At 40.3% G+C, this 20,532-nt stretch carries 19 protein-coding genes; 12 read left to right on the top strand and 7 right to left on the bottom strand.

All coding sequences use genetic code 11. From position 1 onward, the window contains the following. Positions 1–221: 221 nt before the first annotated feature. Positions 222–629, top strand: coding sequence for a hypothetical protein (locus ORI98_RS07120; protein ID WP_306134759.1), 408 nt, complete (start codon positions 222–224; stop codon positions 627–629). Between the two features lie 215 nt (positions 630–844). Next, positions 845–2,569, top strand: coding sequence for an ABC transporter transmembrane domain-containing protein (locus tag ORI98_RS07115; RefSeq protein WP_371931130.1), 1,725 nt, complete (start codon positions 845–847; stop codon positions 2,567–2,569). 136 nt (positions 2,570–2,705) lie between these two features. Here the strand turns inward: ORI98_RS07115 and ORI98_RS07110 are convergent, their stop codons facing one another. Then, positions 2,706–4,304, bottom strand: coding sequence for an AMP-binding protein (locus ORI98_RS07110; protein ID WP_306134758.1), 1,599 nt, complete (start codon positions 4,302–4,304; stop codon positions 2,706–2,708). 600 nt (positions 4,305–4,904) lie between these two features. On the opposite strand from ORI98_RS07110, the gene ORI98_RS07105 reads away from it, so the two are divergent. Beyond that, positions 4,905–7,493 carry a TonB-dependent siderophore receptor gene (locus tag ORI98_RS07105; protein WP_306134757.1) on the top strand — a complete coding sequence of 863 codons (2,589 nt, stop codon included), beginning with the start codon at positions 4,905–4,907 and terminating at the stop codon, positions 7,491–7,493. Positions 7,494–8,073: 580 nt separating this feature from the next. Here the strand turns inward: ORI98_RS07105 and ORI98_RS07100 are convergent. Further along, positions 8,074–8,607, bottom strand: a complete 534-nt coding sequence (locus ORI98_RS07100) for a thioredoxin family protein (protein ID WP_306134756.1) — start codon at positions 8,605–8,607, stop codon at positions 8,074–8,076. A 319-nt stretch (positions 8,608–8,926) separates the two neighbouring features. On the opposite strand from ORI98_RS07100, the gene ORI98_RS07095 reads away from it, so the two are divergent. After that, entirely contained in the window at positions 8,927–9,544 is a 618-nt protein-coding gene (locus ORI98_RS07095) for a LysE family translocator (RefSeq protein ID WP_261297377.1), read from the top strand. Positions 9,545–9,624: 80 nt separating this feature from the next. On the opposite strand, the gene ORI98_RS07090 is transcribed toward ORI98_RS07095, so the two are convergent. Both ORI98_RS07090 and ORI98_RS07085 read right to left on the bottom strand, forming a co-directional pair. Then, positions 9,625–9,966, bottom strand: coding sequence for a DUF3144 domain-containing protein (locus tag ORI98_RS07090; protein ID WP_261297376.1), 342 nt, complete (start codon positions 9,964–9,966; stop codon positions 9,625–9,627). Positions 9,967–10,035: 69 nt separating this feature from the next. After that, a complete protein-coding gene (locus ORI98_RS07085; RefSeq protein ID WP_306134755.1) occupies positions 10,036–10,575 on the bottom strand; it encodes a prepilin-type N-terminal cleavage/methylation domain-containing protein in 540 nt (179 codons plus the stop codon). A 99-nt stretch (positions 10,576–10,674) separates the two neighbouring features. On the opposite strand from ORI98_RS07085, the gene ung reads away from it, so the two are divergent. Continuing rightward, on the top strand, positions 10,675–11,334 hold the full coding sequence (ung, locus tag ORI98_RS07080; RefSeq protein ID WP_261297374.1) for a uracil-DNA glycosylase: 660 nt from the start codon (positions 10,675–10,677) through the stop codon (positions 11,332–11,334). Positions 11,335–11,407: 73 nt separating this feature from the next. On the opposite strand, the gene ispB is transcribed toward ung, so the two are convergent. Next, on the bottom strand, positions 11,408–12,379 hold the full coding sequence (ispB, locus tag ORI98_RS07075) for an octaprenyl diphosphate synthase (protein ID WP_306134754.1): 972 nt from the start codon (positions 12,377–12,379) through the stop codon (positions 11,408–11,410). A 518-nt stretch (positions 12,380–12,897) separates the two neighbouring features. Here ispB and rplU point away from each other — a divergent pair. The 7 genes from rplU (at position 12,898) to ORI98_RS07040 (ending at position 17,204) form a co-directional block, all read left to right on the top strand. Next, positions 12,898–13,209: a 50S ribosomal protein L21 gene (gene rplU / locus ORI98_RS07070; RefSeq protein ID WP_188840520.1), complete on the top strand. Its 312-nt coding sequence runs from the start codon at positions 12,898–12,900 to the stop codon at positions 13,207–13,209. 16 nt (positions 13,210–13,225) lie between these two features. Next, complete coding sequence (gene rpmA / locus ORI98_RS07065) at positions 13,226–13,480, top strand: 50S ribosomal protein L27 (protein WP_007650346.1); 255 nt, start codon at positions 13,226–13,228, stop codon at positions 13,478–13,480. A gap of 308 nt (positions 13,481–13,788) precedes the next feature. After that, positions 13,789–14,964, top strand: coding sequence for an Obg family GTPase CgtA (gene cgtA, locus ORI98_RS07060; protein ID WP_306134753.1), 1,176 nt, complete (start codon positions 13,789–13,791; stop codon positions 14,962–14,964). A gap of 15 nt (positions 14,965–14,979) precedes the next feature. After that, a complete protein-coding gene (locus tag ORI98_RS07055) occupies positions 14,980–15,738 on the top strand; it encodes a threonine/serine exporter family protein (RefSeq protein ID WP_306134752.1) in 759 nt (252 codons plus the stop codon). Further along, positions 15,738–16,208, top strand: a complete 471-nt coding sequence (locus tag ORI98_RS07050) for a threonine/serine exporter family protein (protein ID WP_306134751.1) — start codon at positions 15,738–15,740, stop codon at positions 16,206–16,208. The genes ORI98_RS07055 and ORI98_RS07050 overlap by 1 nt, the downstream gene beginning before the upstream one ends. A 14-nt stretch (positions 16,209–16,222) precedes the next feature. After that, positions 16,223–16,726 (top strand): type 3 dihydrofolate reductase, encoded by a 504-nt coding sequence (gene folA, locus ORI98_RS07045; RefSeq protein WP_261297369.1) that lies wholly within the window; start codon positions 16,223–16,225, stop codon positions 16,724–16,726. Positions 16,727–16,793: 67 nt separating this feature from the next. After that, on the top strand, positions 16,794–17,204 hold the full coding sequence (locus tag ORI98_RS07040; RefSeq protein WP_261297368.1) for a DUF3718 domain-containing protein: 411 nt from the start codon (positions 16,794–16,796) through the stop codon (positions 17,202–17,204). 378 nt (positions 17,205–17,582) lie between these two features. Here ORI98_RS07040 and ORI98_RS07035 read toward each other — a convergent pair whose 3' ends face one another. Both ORI98_RS07035 and ORI98_RS07030 read right to left on the bottom strand, forming a co-directional pair. Beyond that, a complete protein-coding gene (locus ORI98_RS07035; RefSeq protein ID WP_306134750.1) occupies positions 17,583–19,604 on the bottom strand; it encodes a methyl-accepting chemotaxis protein in 2,022 nt (673 codons plus the stop codon). A gap of 108 nt (positions 19,605–19,712) precedes the next feature. Next, positions 19,713–20,531, bottom strand: coding sequence for a symmetrical bis(5'-nucleosyl)-tetraphosphatase (locus ORI98_RS07030; RefSeq protein WP_306134749.1), 819 nt, complete (start codon positions 20,529–20,531; stop codon positions 19,713–19,715). Position 20,532: the final 1 nt, after the last annotated feature.

Here is a 20,532-nt window from a genome sequence, read left to right as displayed (position 1 = left end):
CAGCGAATGGATAGTGAGGTTACTTTTCTAATATTGTGTCATAAGGCAAACCTCATGCAACCAAGCCTTGCAATGGGGCGTGTGCTTACAGAGGTTAGCCATTAATAAAATAGGCTTAGATGTAAAACTGATAATCAACGGATACTGATATGACTATTTGCTAGTCTATGTAAATTGTGCGTAAGATAAACAGATTAATACAGATTAAACAAAGGATTGATATGAAAGGTGCTGGTGGAACTTCAGGTGGAATAGGATCATTTTTTATTGGTTTGGTTATGATGTGTGGTGGTTTTTATATGCTGTTAAAAGCGATAAAGGTCACTAGTTCATTTGGTTTTAGTCATAGCCTTTATAGTGTTGGCGGCATGAACCTAACAAGTGGGATGATTATGATCCCGTTTATGTTTGGTATTGGGCTGATGTTTTATAATGCGAAAAATATTTTTGGTTGGATTCTTACTTTTGGCTCTTTAGTTGGGCTTGTTTTTGGCGTTATAAGCTCAATTAATTTTCGGTTTACTCATATGAGTGCATTCGACTTGATCGTTATTTTAGTCTTGAGTGTGGGCGGTTTAGGGATATTTTTACGCTCGTTAAAAGCAATCGATAAGAACTTGCCAGGTTAACAAACACATTATTTGGTCGTTAATTCAATAAGCAGCGGTTGCATAGCTTTACTCAATGAGGGCTATTGATAATACATCCACAATAAGGTGTTTTGTTGTTACTATCTGGTTAACTTAGTTTTTAGCGGATTATTAAATTGACTCTTATCACCACGAAGGCACAGTCGGTTGACGCTTCGTCGCACACTTCATCCTATCGCGTTCTCCCTTGGATTATGAGTTTCCTGCGCCCTTATAAAGTGAAGGTCTTCGCAGCTGTTGTGTTTTTGTTTATCGGGTCGCTTGCTTGGTTGTCGCTGGGACAAGGGGTAAAGTTGATGGTTGATGAGGGATTTATTGCCGATAATGCCGCCCGCTTAAATGAAATTATTTTACTCATTGTTGCTATCACTATCGTCAGTGCATCGGCAGTATTTTGTCGATTTTATTTGATGACTTGGTTGGGCGAACGGGTTAGCGCCGATATTCGATTAAAAGTCTATTCACACTTGCTTACGTTATCACCGTCATTTTTTGCATCCCAACGTACGGGTGAGGTTATTTCTCGTTTTACGGCAGACAGTACCTTGCTTCAAAGTGTTGTTGGCTCAAGTTTATCAATGGCATTACGTTCGTCTGTTACCGTGTTGGGCGGTATTATCATGATGGGGTTTACCTCGGTAAAACTGACCGGATTAGTATTGTTGGCGGTGCCGCTAGTATTAGGGCCTGTGGCTTTTTTTGGTAATAAGGTGAGGCGTTTTTCACGAGAGAGCCAAGATAAGGTTGGCGATCTTGGTGCTTATATTGATGAAACGCTTCATGAAATACATACAGTACAAGCCTATACCCATGAAGCTGAAGATAACGTGGCTTTTGCTACTCGGGTTGAGGCAGTCATGAGTGTGGCTAAAGGGCGAATAAAGTATCGCGCATTGCTAATTTCAACAGTGATGCTGTTAAGCATTTCGGCGATTGCTTTTGTAACATGGGTTGGCGCGCAAGATGTCATGTTAGGAAACATCTCAGCAGGTGAGCTTTCTGCTTTTATGTTTTATGCCGTAATGGTGGCAGGCGCTGTGGCAACAATTAGTGAAGTGTTCAGTGAAATTCAACGGGCATCAGGCGCCACCGAGCGTTTGATTGAATTAAGTCAGGTACCTAAAGATATAATTGAGTTGGCACAACCGCAGCAGTTAATGGGTAAAACACATGGTGCATTATCTCTATCTGAGTTAGTGTTCGCTTACCCATCAGAACCCAATAATGTAGTGATAAATCATTTAAATGTGGAGATTAAAGCCGGTGAACGAGTGGCTTTAGTCGGCCCTAGTGGTGCAGGAAAAAGCACCTTATTTGAGTTGCTATTACGCTTTTATCAACCTAAGTCGGGGTTAATATCATTAGATGGGATTGATATTGCCAATTTGTCTTTATCACAATTGCGTCAGCAATATGCTTTAGTTCCTCAAGAGTCGGTAATTTTCGCTGCGAGTGTGTTTGAAAATGTCCGTTATGGACGAATTGATGCGACAGCCGAGGAAGTCAAGCTGGCCTGTATTGCGGCCAAAGCTGATGAGTTTATTGTTGATTTTCCACAGGGCTACGAAACCTATTTAGGTGAGCGAGGTGTGCGTTTATCTGGAGGGCAAAAGCAACGAATTGCGATTGCCAGAGCTATTTTGGCGGATAGACCGGTTTTATTGTTAGATGAAGCCACAAGTGCGCTTGATGCGGTGAGTGAAGTGAAGGTAAAGCAAGCGTTAGAGACATTAATGCAGGGGCGTACTACATTGATTATTGCTCACAGGTTAGCCACTGTAATTAACGTTGATCGTATTTTAGTGTTAGATAAAGGTCAGTTAGTTGCAGCGGGGACCCACAATCAACTTATGCAATCGAATGAGCTGTATCGCGAGTTTGCTAATTTACAATTATTGTCAGAACAGCCTGAAACCTAATTAGCCAGGCCCTAGGTAAGTGACCCATAAAAAAAGATGCAGAAGCATCTTTTTTTATGGGTTTGAGTGACGGGGTAGGCGTTTCATCAGCCTATTATTGAAGTGTGATTATCCCTAAACCAGATAAACCGAACGGCTATTTTCTTAGCTCTCTTCGAAGAATTTTTCCAACGGTGCTTTTGGGTAACTGCTGAGTGAACTCAATAATTCGCGGTACTTTATAAGCGGTAAGCTGGGTACGGCAATACGTGTTAATAGCTGACTTTGCAGCATCCTGATCTTGGTCTGGATCTTTAAGTACAATAACGGCTTTTACCGCTTCTCCAGAATGATCATCAGCCACACCTACCACGGCACATTCCATAATCAGTTCATGCCCTGAAAGCACATCTTCCACTTCATTGGGATAAACGTTAAATCCAGAAACAATGATCATGTCTTTTTTACGATCGACAATCGAGTGGTAACCATCTTCAGAGGCTATCGCAATATCGCCAGTTTTGAAATAACCGTCTTTCGTCATAACCTTGGCTGTTTCTTCAGGTTTATTCCAATAACCAGACATGACTTGAGGGCCACTGACTGCCAGTTCTCCAGCAGTGCCCGTAGCGACTTCGTTATCATCCATATCTAAGATTTTAACTTTAGTGTCTAACACGGGTTTGCCAATGGTGCCAAGACGCTGGTGGCCCGGAGCATTTAAGCTCACTACGGGAGAGGTTTCAGATAAGCCATAACCTTCAGAAATCATACAACCCGTGGTTTGTTGCCATAAATTGGCCGCCGCACTTGTCAATGCGGTGCCGCCGGAGATTGTAATCGTCATTTTGCTAAAATCGAGTGCTTTAAATTCTGGTTGGTGACACAAACCTATGAAGAGCGTATTTAGCCCCGCAAATCCAGTAAATGGATAAGACTTCATCGTGTTGATTAAACCGCCAACATCACGTGGATTAGGGATTAATACCGAGCAACCGCCAGATTCAAAATACAATACAAGATTCACCATAAATGCATAAATATGATAAATCGGTAATGGCGCGACAAAGATATCCTGCCCCTCTGTCATTGTACTCGCAATTCTTGATTTCACCTGGCCTGAGTTCGCCAACAAATTACGGTGCGTTAGCATAGCGCCTTTGGATAACCCGGTCGTGCCCCCCGTGTATTGCAGTGCTATTAAATCTTCATGGTTTGGTTTTACAGGTACATAGGTGTGCTGTTTACCTAACTTCAGTACAGTATTGAACTCTACATTGTTCATCGCCGTCTTAGGTTGCACTTGTGGTGAAATTAGGTCTAAAGCATGGGTAGAAATAACATGTTCAATCGGTGTGGATTTAACCACTTTGGCTAATGACGGTAAAAGATCTGATAGGACGACTAATGCCTTTGCTCCCGAATCATTAAATTGATGGATTAACTCGCGCTCGGTATAGAGGGGGTTCGTATTGACGATCACTAAACCTGCACGAATAACGCCATAAGCCGCAATAACAAATTGAGTGATGTTAGGTAACTGGATCGCGACACGATCACCCAGTTTAAGATCAGTGCAGTTTTGAAGATAAGCGGCAAAATCTCGTGACAGTGTTTCTATTTCATTAAATGTGGTGTCTTTGCCCAGGCAAGCATAAGCAGTCTTATTGCCGTATTTGGCACAACTTTTTTCTATTAAATCAACAATTGAGGAATAATTGTTTAGGTCAAGTGTTGAATCTGCATCGTAAGCCATAAAGATCACCTTTTATATTGTAATTATCTTGGGTGTTAAGAAATCAAACGAGTGTTTAGATTAGTGTGTTTTTAGGTTTCAGGTCAATGGAAAACTGCTGTTTTGTGTGATTGTATTGAGATAAGTATGCCATTGTATTTAAGAGTATTTACTCTATTTAGGGTGGAGTTTCATTGATGTTTAGTTCCGCTTTGAATTTAGGCTAAGTCATCGCCAAATGACCAGTAAAGCATCCTGTACTAATACAACTATATAGTTGATTTATTGAGCATATTTAAATAAATATAAGGTAACACTTATATGTAAATATTTTAATACGCACATTTGCTGTTGAAATTAACTCAAATTGTTGAATTATTTTTGATTTTGTTAAGTTATTGATTTTATATAGTTACTTTGCTATTTAGTTGTGTTTTGTTCTTTGTTAATTATTAATTCTGTCTATAAATCAGCAATAAGTATTAGCATTTGTATGAGTATTGTTATAAAAATGTAGCTGTAATGATGATTTTATCTTTGGGAGAGACGATTTCTCACACAGGATGTGTTTGGAAATAGTCATCAAGCATTAAACAAAATAATAATGACTGAGAACATATAATGACAATTAATCATAAAAGTAAATTCGGTAAAAGCTCATTAAGCTTAGCCGTTTCGATAGCGCTATCTGGTACTTTGTTAAGCTCACAAGCCTTTGCCGCTGAAGAAGAGGCCGTGAGTGAGAAAGTAGAAAAAATTGCGGTAATTGGTTCTCGCTCAGCCCCCCGTTCAGTGGGTGAGTCACCGGTACCGATTGATATTATTAGCAGTGATGATTTAAAGAAAAATGGTTCGACTGACATGATTGACATGTTGGTGACATCAGTGCCTTCTTTTAACTCCCGTGCACAACCTATTAGTGATGCCGCAACATTAGTGCGTCCAGTTAACTTACGTGGCTTGCCTTCGGACAGTACTTTATTACTGGTTAATGGTAAGCGCCGTCATCGTGCATCGGTTATTGCTTTCCAAGGTGGTGGTGTAAACGATGGTGCACAGGGCCCCGATATTTCAGTAATCCCAAGTGCAGCGTTAAAGCAAGTTGAAGTATTACGTGATGGGGCTGCTGCGCAATATGGCTCAGATGCTATTGCAGGTGTAATGAACTTTGTTTTAAAAGACAGTGCTGAAGGTGGCTCAATTTCAGTAAGCCAAGGCGAGTATTATGAAGGCGACGGCGCAGCTACAACGATTGATGGCAATATCGGTTTACCATTAACGGATGACGGCTTTATTAATTTAAGTGCTCAATATAAAACCGCAGATTCGACAAGTCGCAGCGTACAACGTCCCGATGCCGCAAACTTAATTGCTCAAGGTAATACTTATGTTAATGACCCTGCGCAAGTATGGGGTAATCCTGAGTTAAAAGACGATTATACTGTCTTTATTAACGCAGGATTCGATATTAACGATAAACACAGCATATATGCGTTTGGTAACGTGTCATCGCGCGAAGCGATTGGTGGTTTCTATTACCGTAATCCACATAATCGTGGGCTTGTTTACTCTAATGATGATGGCGAAAACCTTTTAGTGGGTGATGTGGGTCTTGCTACGAATGGAGTCGCAAGTTGTAATTCTAAAGTGCCAATCCCTAAAGTAACTAGACCAGATGGTACAGTGGTTGATGGTAACGTTTTAGAGACCGATGCCTATAAAGCGATGGTCGCAGATCCTAACTGTTTTTCTATGAACCAAGTTCGCCCTGGCGGGTATACTCCTCAATTTGCGGGTACGATTGACGATATGTCTTTCTTCGCCGGCGTTAAAGGTGAAATTGCAGAATGGGATTATGATGCCAGTGCGGGTACTGGCTCGAACAAAGCAACCTTCAGTTTACGTAACTCTTTAAACCCTTCTATGGGTCTAGATACGCCTACAGATTTTGAAACGGGTGCCTACGAGCAAGTTGAAACAACTGTTAACTTAGACTTTTCTCGCTTGTTTGATGTGTTTGATGGTCTTAACTTTGCGTCAGGTTTTGAATACCGCGAAGAATCTTTCGAAATTACCCAAGGTGAAGAAGCTTCTTGGGTAGCGGGTCCATATGCCGAGCAAGGATTCAACATTGGCTCACACGGTTTTAAAGGTTTTGGGCCAGAGTCCGCTGGAAAAAATGATCGTAGCAATATTGCTGTTTATACCGATGTTGAAGCTTATATAGGTGACAGATGGTTGCTTGGTGCAGCCCTTCGTTACGAGGACTTCTCAACCTTTGGCGATACACTGAACTATAAAATCACCGCGCAGTTCTCAGCTACCGATGATTTAGCGTTTCGCGCATCACACAGTACCGGTTTCCGTGCGCCAACTGTTGGCCAAGAAAACGTCGTTAACACTCAAACCTCTATTGTTAATGGCGATTTAATTCAATCATATATTGCTCCACCTACCGATCCGCTAGCGGCATTTTATGGTGGCGAAGTGTTAAAGCCTGAAGAGTCAATTAACTATGCTTTAGGTGCTGTTTATCAAAGTGGTGATTTCTTCTTAACCGTTGATTATTATAATATTGAAGTAACAGGCCGCATTGCTCAATCAAGTCGGATTGAAGTAGAAGCTAAAGATTACGATGCTCTACGAGCTGCAGGTGTTGAGTTCCCTGAACTGATTTCTGCAGTCACTTACTATACCAATGACTTTGATACTACAACTCAAGGTGTGGATATTGTAGGTTCTTATGATACTGAGTTGTTCGCAGGTGACACTAAATTTAGCCTAGCATATGGCTGGACTGATACTAGCGTTGATAAGTTCAATGAAGAAACGACAGACCCGGGTAAAGTACGCCGTTTAGAGGATGGTATTCCTGCACATCGTGGTACTTTGACATGGGGTCAAAATTGGGATGATTTAAGCATGAACTTACGTGCTAATTATTTCGGTGAATATTATGCTACCCACGCTGACGACACTTCTGATTGGGGTTCTGAAATGGCTGACTCAGCAGTGACCTTTGACCTTGAAGTGAGCTACACAGTTATGGATAGTTTAACCTTCTCGGTTGGTGCGAATAATATATTCGACCAAGAAGCGCAGAAGCTAAAAGATGGTACATTAGGTGAGTTAGGTGCTGTTTACTATGAAAGTGGTCCATTTGATTACAATGGTGGCTACTACTACGGTAAAATAAACTACCGTTTCTAGAAATCACTCAATGTTTGAATAAAAAGACTGCTTAGGCAGTCTTTTTTTATTGCTGCTGATGACAAGTGTTAAACAATAATTTGGTCAATCAAAGTAGATTTCATTGTTCTGTAAAAAACCTCAACTCGCTTAATAGATGGGCTAAATAAGCTGAATTCAATAGATTTAGCTAATTTTGTAGCAAACTTTTCATTTTTGGAATCAAGACACATTAACACCTCAATAGCTGGCCTATTGCACGTTAATGAAACGCAGCTAGCAAGGCAATCTGCTGTTTTGTTGGCGTTTATTTCCCCGAGTTGAGGTTAAATATCATGATCAAAGCGTAGAGGAGTAATATCAAAGCTAATTTTACCGTTGCGTTAATTCTAACGGCAGATAACAAGGTCACTTTACAAGGTAACTTTAGGTGTGGCAAAAGAGACGTTTAATCACCTTTTGGATGGTAGGCAGAGCTTTAAAGGTTCACTCATTCAATGAATAATGAACAAACCTTTAATCTTTTGGCCTGCAGTGTTGCGCAAAGAAAGTATCAAATTCGACATTGCACTCAATATGAACTCTGGTGAAAAGATTGATATTATTTGTTCATCATAGCTAGCGCTTGATAAACATGAGTGATAGCAAGCTCTCTAGGGAGTTCGATACCTTGGGGGTAGGCTGGGCCATAGACTTTATTATACGGAGTGCCCGCAGCGCCCTGAATACCCATGTATTGTTCGATCACACTATCAGCTTCTGACCAGTTACCTTGCATAAGCACAATATTGTCTGCCAATAGTGTATTCACCACTTGCTCTCGATGCAGAACGTTAGCTTTATTGGCTTGACAAGGGACACACCAATCAGCAGTTATATCCACAAAAACTGTGTACCCTTGTTCTACATAGGGAGCAATTTTTTCCGGCGTTAATGGTTGCCAATGCAGTTTTTGATACGCATTATAATTTTCGCCTCTATGGACAAAGGCAATGATACTCGCAAGGCAGATGGCTAACCCTCCAAGTACTACAATCACAGCCATTGGGATCGCTTTACCTTGGTATTTTGCAAACAATAAACCCGCTATAGCCAGCATTAATAAAATGAGCAATAAAGACGCGATAATGGACATAATAATACTTATTGAGTAAATAGAGTGGTTAGCATATCAAGATTTACTTAATTTGGTGTTAATGTGATTTATTATTTTAACCTCAATTGTGACTAATCGATGAATGAACGAAATGAAAAGCGAGTATTTATATGATGAAAATCAAACGCTAAACTTGGGTATAATCATGCGAAGTTAAGCGTTAATAGTGAACCTGTTGTAAGTTTTCTTAAGTAAATAATTCACTGATATAAGGTACAAATAGCTGTTTAATATGTTTTGATTAATCAGCATTGAGTTTGTTGTACTTTCACAAATTGAAAAATAACTAAGGGGAAGTATGAGTTTTACTACGTGGCTAGGTTTGCTGGCTATATGTTGTTTGGGAGCTATGTCACCAGGGCCGAGTTTAGCTATGGTTGTGAGGCACACGCTTGGTGGTAGCCGCTTGCACGGTATTGTTTGTGCCTGGGCACATTCTATTGGAATTGGTGTTTATGCCTTAGTCACATTACTTGGTTTAGCTGTAGTACTGAAAGCCTCACCATTATTATTTAATGGCATCGCGCTTGTAGGCGCTTTATATCTTGCTTGGATAGGAATTCAAGCTTTGAGGTCAAAAGGTGGAATGCAGCAAAAACTGCAAGCTGGCACTAAAACCAGTTTATGGACAGCAGCTCGAGATGGCCTAGCTATTTCAATATTCAACCCAAAAATATTATTATTCTTTTTAGCTTTATTTAGTCAGTTTGTTTTGGCTGCTGAAAATATAACCGGGCAAACGTTAATTGTACTAACCCCTTTAGTTATAGACGGGCTGTGGTATACGTTAATTGCTATTGTGTTATCCCATTCAGCTATATTACCCAAACTGCGTGAAAAGGCCTTGTGGATCGACAGGTTATCAGGTGTCGTGTTAATTGCATTGGCCTGCAGAGTGATAATAACTATTTTTTAGCGTTAGTTTTGGTTGAGTCGATTTAAGAAACAAAAAAGCCATCATTACGATGGCATTTTTGTTTCAAAGATAAAATGATTCTAGTTCTTGAATACTTGAACACTGTCATCTTTTACTGGTTCTTGCTCAGGGTTACTGACTGGGGGATGTTTAATGTGGTCGTCTAAATTTTCATTGAGCATTTCTTTAAATTCATTCGAAAACCAGGCCAAGGCATTTTCTTTTTCTGCCGCTAAATCAGATGATTTTATCGCCGCTTCAAAGGCATTATAGCGTGCAGCAGCATAACGTAATGCTGTGCCGACTTTGCCAATATCATTTTCTGATTGACCAAGCTGGTTCGCTAATGCAATAAATTGATCGGCTAGTTGATAAATTGTCGTTGCGCTTTGGGCTTCTTGAGGTGCAGATTGTTCAGACATAATGCTCACTTTAGATGATCAGTAAAAAAGCTAAGTGTACCGAGTTTTGGGTTAAAATTCAGTTAAAACTTAGCTATCAGGATCCGAATCTGTGATGACCTGCCCATTACGAGAGTCGTAATAAATAGAAAGTGTGTTGAGTTGATTATAAAAATATCGACACTGATCAGGATTTATATAAGTCGCTCTGTAATCAGATGTATCTGGGCTGGGGCTGGTCGAGATACTTGGTGCATCTTGAAGTATGGTTGTCCATACCGAGATGCAGTCGGCACTATTATCAAGACGAGGCGAGCTTTCGAATGGCGGATAATTTTGTGCTGGATATCCCCATAAGTTCATGTCAAGTTGACCGTTAACACCTGCGTTTTCATAAATCTGTAAATTGTCAGCGGGGCCCGAATTTCCCATGGCAGCCCACTTAACATGCGCAAGGCCAATACCTGAAGAGAATGCACCACCTGTACCTTTTACATTGGAGACATGTGCATCCTGCTGTAAGTTGATAAATTTAGGTAAAGCAATGACGGCAAGAATTGCCAGTATAATAATTACTACGACTAATTCTATTAGGGTAAAACCATTTTGTTTAAGACGATAAAAGGGCATAAGTTTTATAATTACCGTTAATATCTTTATAATGATTTTATATTAGAATAGCTGAAAATAATTAGCAATTTATCAATGAGTTATCGAGGGGGAATTTGATTGGGAAATTGGCAGACATTTATTCAAAATCAACAGCAACAGCCATATTTTGTTGAGTTAAATGATTTTTTAACTCAGGAATATGCTTTAGGTAAAATAATTTATCCTCCTAAAGGCGATATTTTTCGTGCTTTTGAGTTAACCCCTATAGACAAGGTAAACGTGGTGATCATCGGGCAAGATCCTTATCACGGAGAGGGACAAGCCCATGGGTTGGCATTTTCTGTTAAAACAGGCGTTAAAATCCCCCCGTCGCTGGCCAACATATACAAAGAATTGAATCAAGATATAGATGATTTTGTTACGCCATCACATGGCAACTTAACCAAATGGGCTGAGCAGGGAGTATTAATGTTAAATACGGTGCTAACCGTTGAGCAGTCGTTAGCGCATTCACACGCCAAAGCTGGATGGGAAACCTTTACAGATAATGTTTTGTACTTGTTAAACCGTTCAGAAAAACCAATTGTATTTGTATTATGGGGGAGTCATGCAATCAAGAAAGGGCGTTTAATAAATGCTGAGCAGCATACTGTCTTGTCAGGACCTCATCCATCACCTTTGTCTGCATATCGAGGCTTTTTTGGCTGCCATCACTTTTCTAAAATTAATGAATTGCTCATTAAAAATGGAACCACGCCAATTGATTGGCAGGTATAGCTTGGCAAGTACTAGGAAGATACAAAAAAGCAGCCACCTTAGCGACTGCTTTTAGTTATTATGCAATTATTGGTTAGTTTTTACGATTAACCGATAAATGCGCTAATGAAATCAATGCTTTTTTGTAGTCAGTGTCCGGCAGTACAGAAAGTGAGTCAATGGCTTTTTGCGCTTCTTGTTCAGCTTTTTGTTGGGTGTAATCAAGTGCGCCGCAAGCATGCAATGCGGCAACGATTTCATCAATCGCCTGAGTCCCGTCTGCGTTTTCAATTGCAGTTTTAATCAGTTTTTTAGCCTGCTCATTACCATGCTCCATGGCATAAATTAACGGTAAGGTTGGTTTTCCTTCAGCTAAATCGTCACCTATGTTCTTTCCTAACTCGTCAGTATCTGCGGTGTAATCCAGTAAATCATCCGTTAACTGGAATGCCGTTCCCAAAAATTTACCATAATCACCAAGTGCTTGTTGCCATTCGGGAGTCACATTGGCGAGTACAGCGGCTAAAAGAGTTGCCGCTTCAAAAAGTTTTGCCGTTTTGCAATAAATGACCCGCATATAGATTTCTTCTGTGGTGTCTGGGTCGTTACAATTCATTAATTGTAAAACTTCACCTTCTGCAAGCACGTTTGTGGTATCGGCTAACACTTTCAGCACTTGCATGCTCTCAAGTTCTGTCATCATTTGAAAAGAGCGAGTGTAGAGAAAATCACCTACCAGTACGCTAGCACTATTACCAAATAATGCATTAGCTGTTTCGCGGCCTCGGCGAAGTGTTGATTCATCAACAACATCATCATGAAGTAACGATGCGGTGTGAATAAATTCAATAATGGCAGCTAATTTGACGTGGTGTTGACCTTTATAGTCAATGGCACGTGCAGCGAGGATAGATAACAAAGGTCTTAGACGTTTTCCGCCACCATTGATAATGTAAAACCCTAATTGGTTAATTAGGGCAACATCAGATTCGAGTTGCTTATAAATAAGTTGATCTACGGCTTGCATGTCCGTGTCTGTCAACTGTCGAATGGCGGTTAAATCCATAATACTCTCTGGTTTATTGGTGGAAGACGTTGTCCGTCGTTCTAAATAGGGTCGCATTTGGGTACATATCTTACAGGAGAAAGCAGCTGTTTTTCAAAGTTGTTATGACTAAAAATGAATATTTAACGCACTTTATCAATATAATGCTCTTTTTAACCTAACCCTTGGCAGCAAGTTAATGAATTAAAGTGCTTCAAGGCAAAAGAGTCAGTGCTTTTCTATATGGATTTAGGTAAAATCACTTCAAAATACAGCAAAGATAATCCAAGAAGATTTATTTACGACTCTGATAGTACTGCAGCCTCTTTATGTGGCGATGTTACTTAATGTTTAGGTAATGTTCAGCTTATATAGATGAATATTGTGCAGTAGTTAGGGCTTTTTCATTTGATGATGAATTAATCCTTGCCAGTTTAAAAATCTTCGCGTAGAATCCGCGCCCATTGTCATTAAAAGTTTTTTAGCACCTAGTCTCGTAAGATCGAGTTAGTGTGCTAGTCATTTGGAGTAAAATAGCTATGTATGCTGTTTTTCAAAGTGGCGGAAAGCAACACCGTGTTGCTGAAGGTCATACAGTTCGTTTAGAAAAAATTGAAGTTGCTACTGGTGAAACTATTGAGTTTGACCAAGTACTATTGGTTGCTGACGGTGAGAACGTTCACATCGGTGCTCCACTAGTTGCTGGTGGTAAAGTTGTTGCTCAAGTGGTTAGCCACGGTCGCGGTGAAAAGATTACTATTCAAAAGTTTAATCGCCGTAAGCATCACGAAAAGAAAACCGGCCACCGTCAGTGGTTCACTGAAGTTAAAATCACTGCGATCAGCGCATAATTTAGGAGTCTAACTCATGGCACATAAAAAAGCTGGCGGTTCTACTCGTAACGGCCGCGATTCAGAAAGTAAACGTCTTGGTGTTAAGCGCTTTGGCGGTGAATCAGTTCTAGCTGGTAACATTATTGTTCGTCAACGTGGCACTAAATTCCACGCTGGTGTAAACGTAGGTATTGGTCGTGACCATACTCTGTTTGCATTAACTGACGGCAAAGTAAAGTTTGAAGTTAAAGGTCCTAATAACCGTAAGTTTATTAGCATCGAAGCTTAATTCTTTAACTAAGCTAGAATCTAAAGCCCTGCCTCTGGTAGGGCTTTTGTGTTTTTGTTATCAGTTTTCTTTAAAAAACCGATACAAGATTTACTTAAAATAATGATGTTATCCTGTTTTGTATAACGAACAGTGAACATCATATTTGAAGTATTATTTGTTGCAGCAAGCGCAAGATGTATTGACGTACACAACGCTTTTCTGCTCCCTGATATTTACTGTATTTAGGGTTATAATTAGCGCCATAGTTCAAAAATGAAACGGTTCTGTCGGATTTGTTTTTGAAGGTTGGAGTGTTAGGAGTCAGTATGAAGTTTGTTGATGAAGCCAATATCCGTGTAGAAGCCGGAGACGGTGGTAGCGGTTGTGTTAGTTTTCGCCGTGAAAAATATGTCCCTGATGGCGGTCCTGACGGTGGTGACGGTGGTGATGGTGGGAGCGTCTTTTTAGAAGCAAACGAAAACCTCAATACCCTTATTGATTATCGATTTACTCGATTTCATATGGCTGAGCGTGGTTCAAATGGCCGAGGTCGCGATTGTACGGGTCATGCTGGTAAAGATTTAGTTTTGCAAGTTCCTGTAGGAACGCGTGCTATTGATATCGAAACTGAAGAAAGTTTAGGCGATTTAACTACCCATGGCCAAAAGTTATTAGTTGCTAAAGGTGGCTTTCACGGTTTAGGTAACACGCGCTTCAAAAGCAGCACCAACCGTGCGCCTCGCCAAAAAACACTGGGTACACCAGGTGAAGTTCGCGAGATTAAACTCGAACTGTTATTGCTCGCTGATGTTGGTTTGCTCGGTTTGCCAAACGCTGGTAAATCAACCTTTATTCGTTCAGTCTCTCGTGCAACACCAAAAGTGGCCGATTATCCATTTACAACTTTGGTTCCTAACTTAGGTGTGGTTAACCCACGTCCAGGGCAAAGTTTTGTTATTGCAGATATTCCTGGTTTGATTGAAGGTGCTGCTGACGGCGCAGGTTTAGGTATTCGTTTCTTAAAGCATTTAGAACGTTGCCGAGCTTTGTTGCACATTGTTGATATTAACCCTATTGATGGAAGCGATCCGGTTGAGTCAGCTAAAGCTATTGTGGCAGAGCTAGAAAAATACTCTCCTAAATTAGCAGCAAAACCACGTTGGTTAGTCTTTAATAAAATCGATTTATTGTTTGAAGATGAAGTTGTAGAAAAAGTACAACGCATTGTTAAAGAACTTGCCTGGGAAGGCGAGGTTTTCACTATGTCAGCATATAGTCGTCAGGGTACAGAAGAGCTAAGTGTTAAATTGTTAGACTATATACAAGCTCTGCCTGTCGATGACGATGAGCAAGATGGTGAGAAAGAAGTAGAATTCAAATGGGATAATTACCATCAGGGTAAAGACGATAACATCAATGAAAATTATGATGATAGTGACGACCTAGATGATGATGACTTCGATGAAGATGACTACGATGTTGAAGTTATTTACCAACGTTAATTTTCAAGGATTACCGTGTACGCTGACAACCAAAATGATATTACCCGTTTAGTTGTTCGCAGTGCCCAATTGTTGCTTGCCTATGGTGCTGATTCTGACTTGGTTGAAGAATTGAGTCAGCGCCTCGGTAAGGCTTTGGGTCTTGCAAGTGTTGAACTTTCTATTTCCTCTAATGCCCTTGTGTTGACCAGTCTTGTACATGGTCGTTGTATTACCACAACCCGACGCATTCGTGCTCATGGGATCAATATGATGGTGGTTTGCGAATTGCAACGGTTATGTCTGTTAACCGAGAAAGGCGTTTACGGCGCGAATGAAGTTCGCCGTCGCCTTGCTAGAATTAAACCCAAAACTTACCCTGCTAAAATTGTTATTCCCATCATTGGTATATCTTGTGCTAGTTTTTGTCATTTATTTGGTGGCGATTTAGTGGCATGTCTACTGACGTTTCTAGCCTCTTCAGTAGGAATGGCAGTCAGGTTGTATTTTGCCAAACGTCATTACAATCTACTTGTTAATTTTGCTATTACCGCATTTGTTACTAATGTTGTCGCTCAACTCGGGTATATATTTCCAATTACTGACACTCCTCAAGTCACTCTTGCTGCGAGTGTATTAATGCTTGTTCCAGGCTTTCCGTTGATAAATGCCATCTCGGATATGGTAAAAGGCCATATTAACGTGGGTATTTCTCGCTGGGGCAATGCTAGTTTGCTCACTTTAGCATCAGTGATTGGTATTACTATTGCGATGCAGTTAGGGGGCATTTTCTAATGTCGTCACTATTACTCGATTTACTCAATGATGCATTTTTTTCAGCTATTCCAGCATTAGGTTTTGCCATTTTATTTAATGTTCCTCAGCGTTATCTTGTCTATTGCGCTTTGGCCGGTGCTCTAGGGCATAGTGCTAGAACCTTACTAATGCATGTTAATATGCCAATTGAATGGGCCACGTTTGTTGCAGCAGCATTAGTCGGTGTTATTACCATTCAATTTGCTAAGCGTCATCTTGCTCCGCCATTAATGTATGCTGTAGCGGCTATTATTCCTATGGTGCCAGGCACATATGCATTTAATACCGTCATTGCCCTTATTCAGTTAACAGCCCAGAGCCAGGTAAGCCCTGAATTAAGTGCCCAAGTTATTGTTAATGGTTTAAAAACCGTATTTATACTTGGTGCTTTAGCCGTCGGACTTGCATTACCGAGTTTGCTGTATTATCGAAATAGACCCATTATTTAATCATAGGATTTTGTATGCGTATCGCAATGATTGCCGCTATGGCTAACAATCGAGTGATTGGTAAAGACAACCAAATGCCTTGGCATTTACCTGAAGACTTAAAGCACTTTAAAGCAATGACACTAGCCAAGCCTGTGGTCATGGGGCGTAAAACCTTTGAGTCAATAGGAAGACCTTTACCCGGAAGGCACAATATTGTTATTACACGTCAGCATGATTATTCACCCGAGGGGATAACCTGCGTTACCAGTTTTGAACAAGCCATCTTGGCAGCAGGGGAATGTGAAGAGCTTGTCATTATTGGTGGTGGCCAGCTTTATGCACAGTTGCTTCCTAAAGCAGATGTACTATATTTAACCCACATTGAACTGGATGTAGATGGGGATACCTATTTTCCTGATTGGGACGATGGTAGTTGGCAACGGCAACAAACTGTTACTGCAACAAATGACAAAGGTTTGCAATATAGCTTTAACACTTTTGTTAAAAACTGTAAACTTGATCACGAGTTACCCTAAGAACAATGAATCATATCCACCAAGATGGAATGTTCAAAATACTATAATAATATAAAAGGAGTGTCAGATGCGTTTAATGCCTGCGGCTGTTGCCGTTGCTGTCCTGATTGCAGCATCTTCTGTGTCAGCCCCTGCCGTCGCAAACACTGATCAGTTAGTGGCTAACATATGTGATTATGTTAAGTCAGATGATAAAAACCGTTTACGTAAAAAATTGAAAGAAGCCCGCGTAAAATTACGCAACATTTATACTGGATTAAGTTGTGATGGCAGCAGTTTATTGCGTACTGCCTACAATTCAAATGCAAATGATGTTGGTGAGTTTATTGCGAAGCGTTTACCTGGTTCAGATCTTTCTGTTGTTGAATCCGATGGTAAAACCATTCTTGATTGGGCAAATGCTAATGGTCATAGTGGTAGTCCAATCACTGCTGCGATTAATGATCGTGTTAGTGGTGGTGCCGGTGATGAAGATTAATTCTTAATAGCTTAAATAAGTTAATCGTTGTCACCAAACATACCGACTTAAATAGTCGGTATTTTTTGGGCAGAAATTTGTATTTAGTGGCTGTTGACCCTTCAACCTATTTTTTGCAACGAATTATTAGCCCTTAATGTAAGGCAAAGGCTTTGTCATGTCGCTATTCAATATAAAAGGTGATAACGCGATAAAATGGTCAATTAACACGGTTAGAAGAATTCAGCTAAAAACGAATAATCTTTGTTGAGTGAATTTTATTTAGATTGCTAGGCTGCAATCCATTCGTCGTGCTTAATTCGTTTTTATCTTGAACATTATTTCATAAAATAAAAAAGGCCAATATGGCCTTTTTTATTTGAGTGTAAGGTCGCGAGATTACACTTTAAACTCACCCACAGATGCTTGAAGCTCTTCAGCGAGCACAGCAACCTGATGACTTGATTGTGCAGTTTGCTCTGCACCTGTCGCTGTTTCTTCAGAGATAAGAGCAATGTGTTCAAGTTTCTCTGAAACTTGCTGACTAACAAGGTTTTGCTCTTGCGCCGCGTGCGCAATATGGGTACCTGAATCGTAAGCCTTGTGAACAGATTTAATGATAGACTCAAGGGCTAAATTAGCTTGTTCATTTTTGTCTACACAGGAGTTTGCTTGTGAGCGACCTAGCTCCATTACCGCAACGGCTTGTTGCGCACCCTGTTGTAATACTTCAATCATAAGTTGAATTTCACGGGTTGAATCTTGTGTACGTGAAGCCAGGCTTCTCACTTCATCAGCAACAACAGCAAAACCTCGGCCTTGTTCACCAGCACGAGCTGCTTCAATAGCAGCATTTAAAGCCAGTAAGTTTGTTTGCTCGGCAATGCCACGGATAACATCTAGAATAGAGCCGATAGAAGCACTGTCTGTATGCAGCTTATTAATCACGGTACCTGCTTTAGATACTTCGTCAGCAAGCGCCAGAATGGTAAGCTTACTTTCATCAGCAAGAGCACGCATATGTTGGGTTTCTTGATCCGCTTGTTTGATTTGTTCTAGTGCTTGATCCGCGCTCATTGAAACTTGCTGTGCACTTGAACTCAGTTCCGTAGTTGCTGTAGCAATTTGATCAACTTGGCTCTTTTGTTCTTGAATACCTATTGTGGTTTGAGAGGTAATCGCGGATGTTTCTTCAGCGGCGGCGGCTAGTTGGTTAGAGCGGTCTAAAATACCGGCAATCAAACTGCGTAAACTGTCGACTAAACGATTACAGTTTTTAGATAGCTCGGCAAATTCGTCGTGACCAGTATCGTCAAGTTTATGGGTTAAATCGCCTGAAGCAAGCACGTTCAGCGCTTGGTTAACTTGCTCTAATGAGCGTGTTAAAGGTCGCACCACAGCAATGCTGACGAATATTGCGACAAAAATGGCGATTAATACCACGACCATGGTTTTAATTGCTGCAGAATCGATAACTTCGATTGCCTGAGTGCTGATATCATCCGTAAAGCCTTCAATAGCATTTGCCAGTTCCGTCATTTTGGCGTTAGCTACTTTCGCTTTCTTTTGGGTTTCGTTTAGGGCTTTAGTTGATGTGTCATCGTGTTGTAACTGCTGACTTTTTAATGCAATGATAGAATTTGAACCAGATAAAAGGTTAAATACTTTATCCGTTTCTTTGCTTAAATCAGATAAAATATCATTGTCGATAACATCTTGGCCCTGCATATTAATGTGGCTTAATTTACCTTTTGCTTCACTGACCATGTAATCTAGTTCTTTAATTATAAGGTCGTATTTACTTTGCTCAGTTGCGCCGACTAAATCATATACAGTGGTAATTAAGTTGATAAAGGTGTTATCAACTACACTTGCTGATGCCGCAAGGCTTCTCTCTGTTTCATCTTCGCTAGTTTCTAAGTCAATGATATCCAATAGAATTGATGAGCCATCATCGGCTGCATTTTCTAAATCACTTCTCATTTTGAGTAGTGTTTCCTGCTTTGATAACGCCAGTGTTCTTTCGTTAAGCATTTTTTCAGCGATAGTTTCATAACTCAGGTAAGCTGATTTCAATTGGTTTAACGGTTGCGTCAGTTGTGCTTGACCAGAGATTAAGTTCGTTAACTTACTAAACTCTGTTTGAAATTTTTTATTTTCGTTGGCAAGATTTTTTTCAATAGCAGGAATTTTTGAAGAGTGATTACTGTAATAGCCTTGTAATGATTCTAGTTGTTGGCTGCTTAAGTTTTCGCTGAGCAAATTTGTTGACTCTAAAGCTGGTAGACTAACTTGCTGTAATATTTGAGTCCCATCTTTAATGCTGCTATTGCCTAAGAGGGTGACACCCCCAAGAATTATCAGCAATAACGTTACGGCAGAAAACCCACCAATAACCCTAGTGGCCACGTTAATTTTCATATGTTACTCCAACCTATTATTATTTTATCCCTGTAATGCGGGCTCGGGTACTCAGGTATTTCTAAATCCGATAGTTAAGTATCGGCTTATTTGACTTTTAGTTTAACGCTAATTTAACTTTTTTTGGGTAATTTTTTCATTTGTTTCAAGGTGCCACATAGTTAAATGCTCACCCCAACAGCACCCTGTGTCTAATGCGTGAAGATAAGTATGCGGTGTTTTACCCATTAATGCAGCCCAATGGCCAAAAACAATTTGGTAGGGGGCTTGAAGATTAGATTCAAATGTAAACCAGGGAGATAAATTTTTATCGTTTATTTGGCATGGGGGGTGTTTACATTCAAAGTCTAAGCTAGCGTCTGGATATAAAAAACGCATTCTAGTTAAGGCATTAATGCAATATATTGTCCGTTCTATGCCTATCAGATCTTTATTCCAGACACTGGGTTGGTTTTGATACATTTGACGAATCACAGCATCAAGATAATCCGCTTTTGCTAGTTGCTCACTCACTCTTTCACTTTCTTGTTTTAAGGTGTTGAGATCCCATTGAGGGGGAACTCCGGCATGACACATGATCAAATTGTGTTCAGGTAAAAAGCGTGTTAGAGGTTGTAGTCTTAACCAATCAATCAGTTTAGGGCAGTCTGGTGCATTCAATAAAGCTTGTAAATGATCATTGGGATTTGCTCGTTTTACGTTACCCTGTACCGCCATTAAATGGAGGTCATGATTACCGAGTACCACTTTACCACTATCGTTGAGTGATTCGAAAAAACGCAGTGTTTCAAGTGATCCAGGACCTCTTGCAACTAAATCGCCAACAGCCCAAAGCGTATCTCTTGAAGCGTTAAAACTGACTTTTATCAATAAGCGCTGCAGTTCTTCATAGCAGCCTTGAATATCGCCGACAAAATAATTGGCCATA

The organism is Shewanella sp. ULN5 (assembly GCF_030731885.1).
Classification (GTDB): domain Bacteria; phylum Pseudomonadota; class Gammaproteobacteria; order Enterobacterales; family Shewanellaceae; genus Shewanella; species Shewanella holmiensis.
The sequence above is the reverse complement of the archived record's forward strand: the minus strand, read 5'-3'. Positions and strand labels throughout refer to the sequence as shown.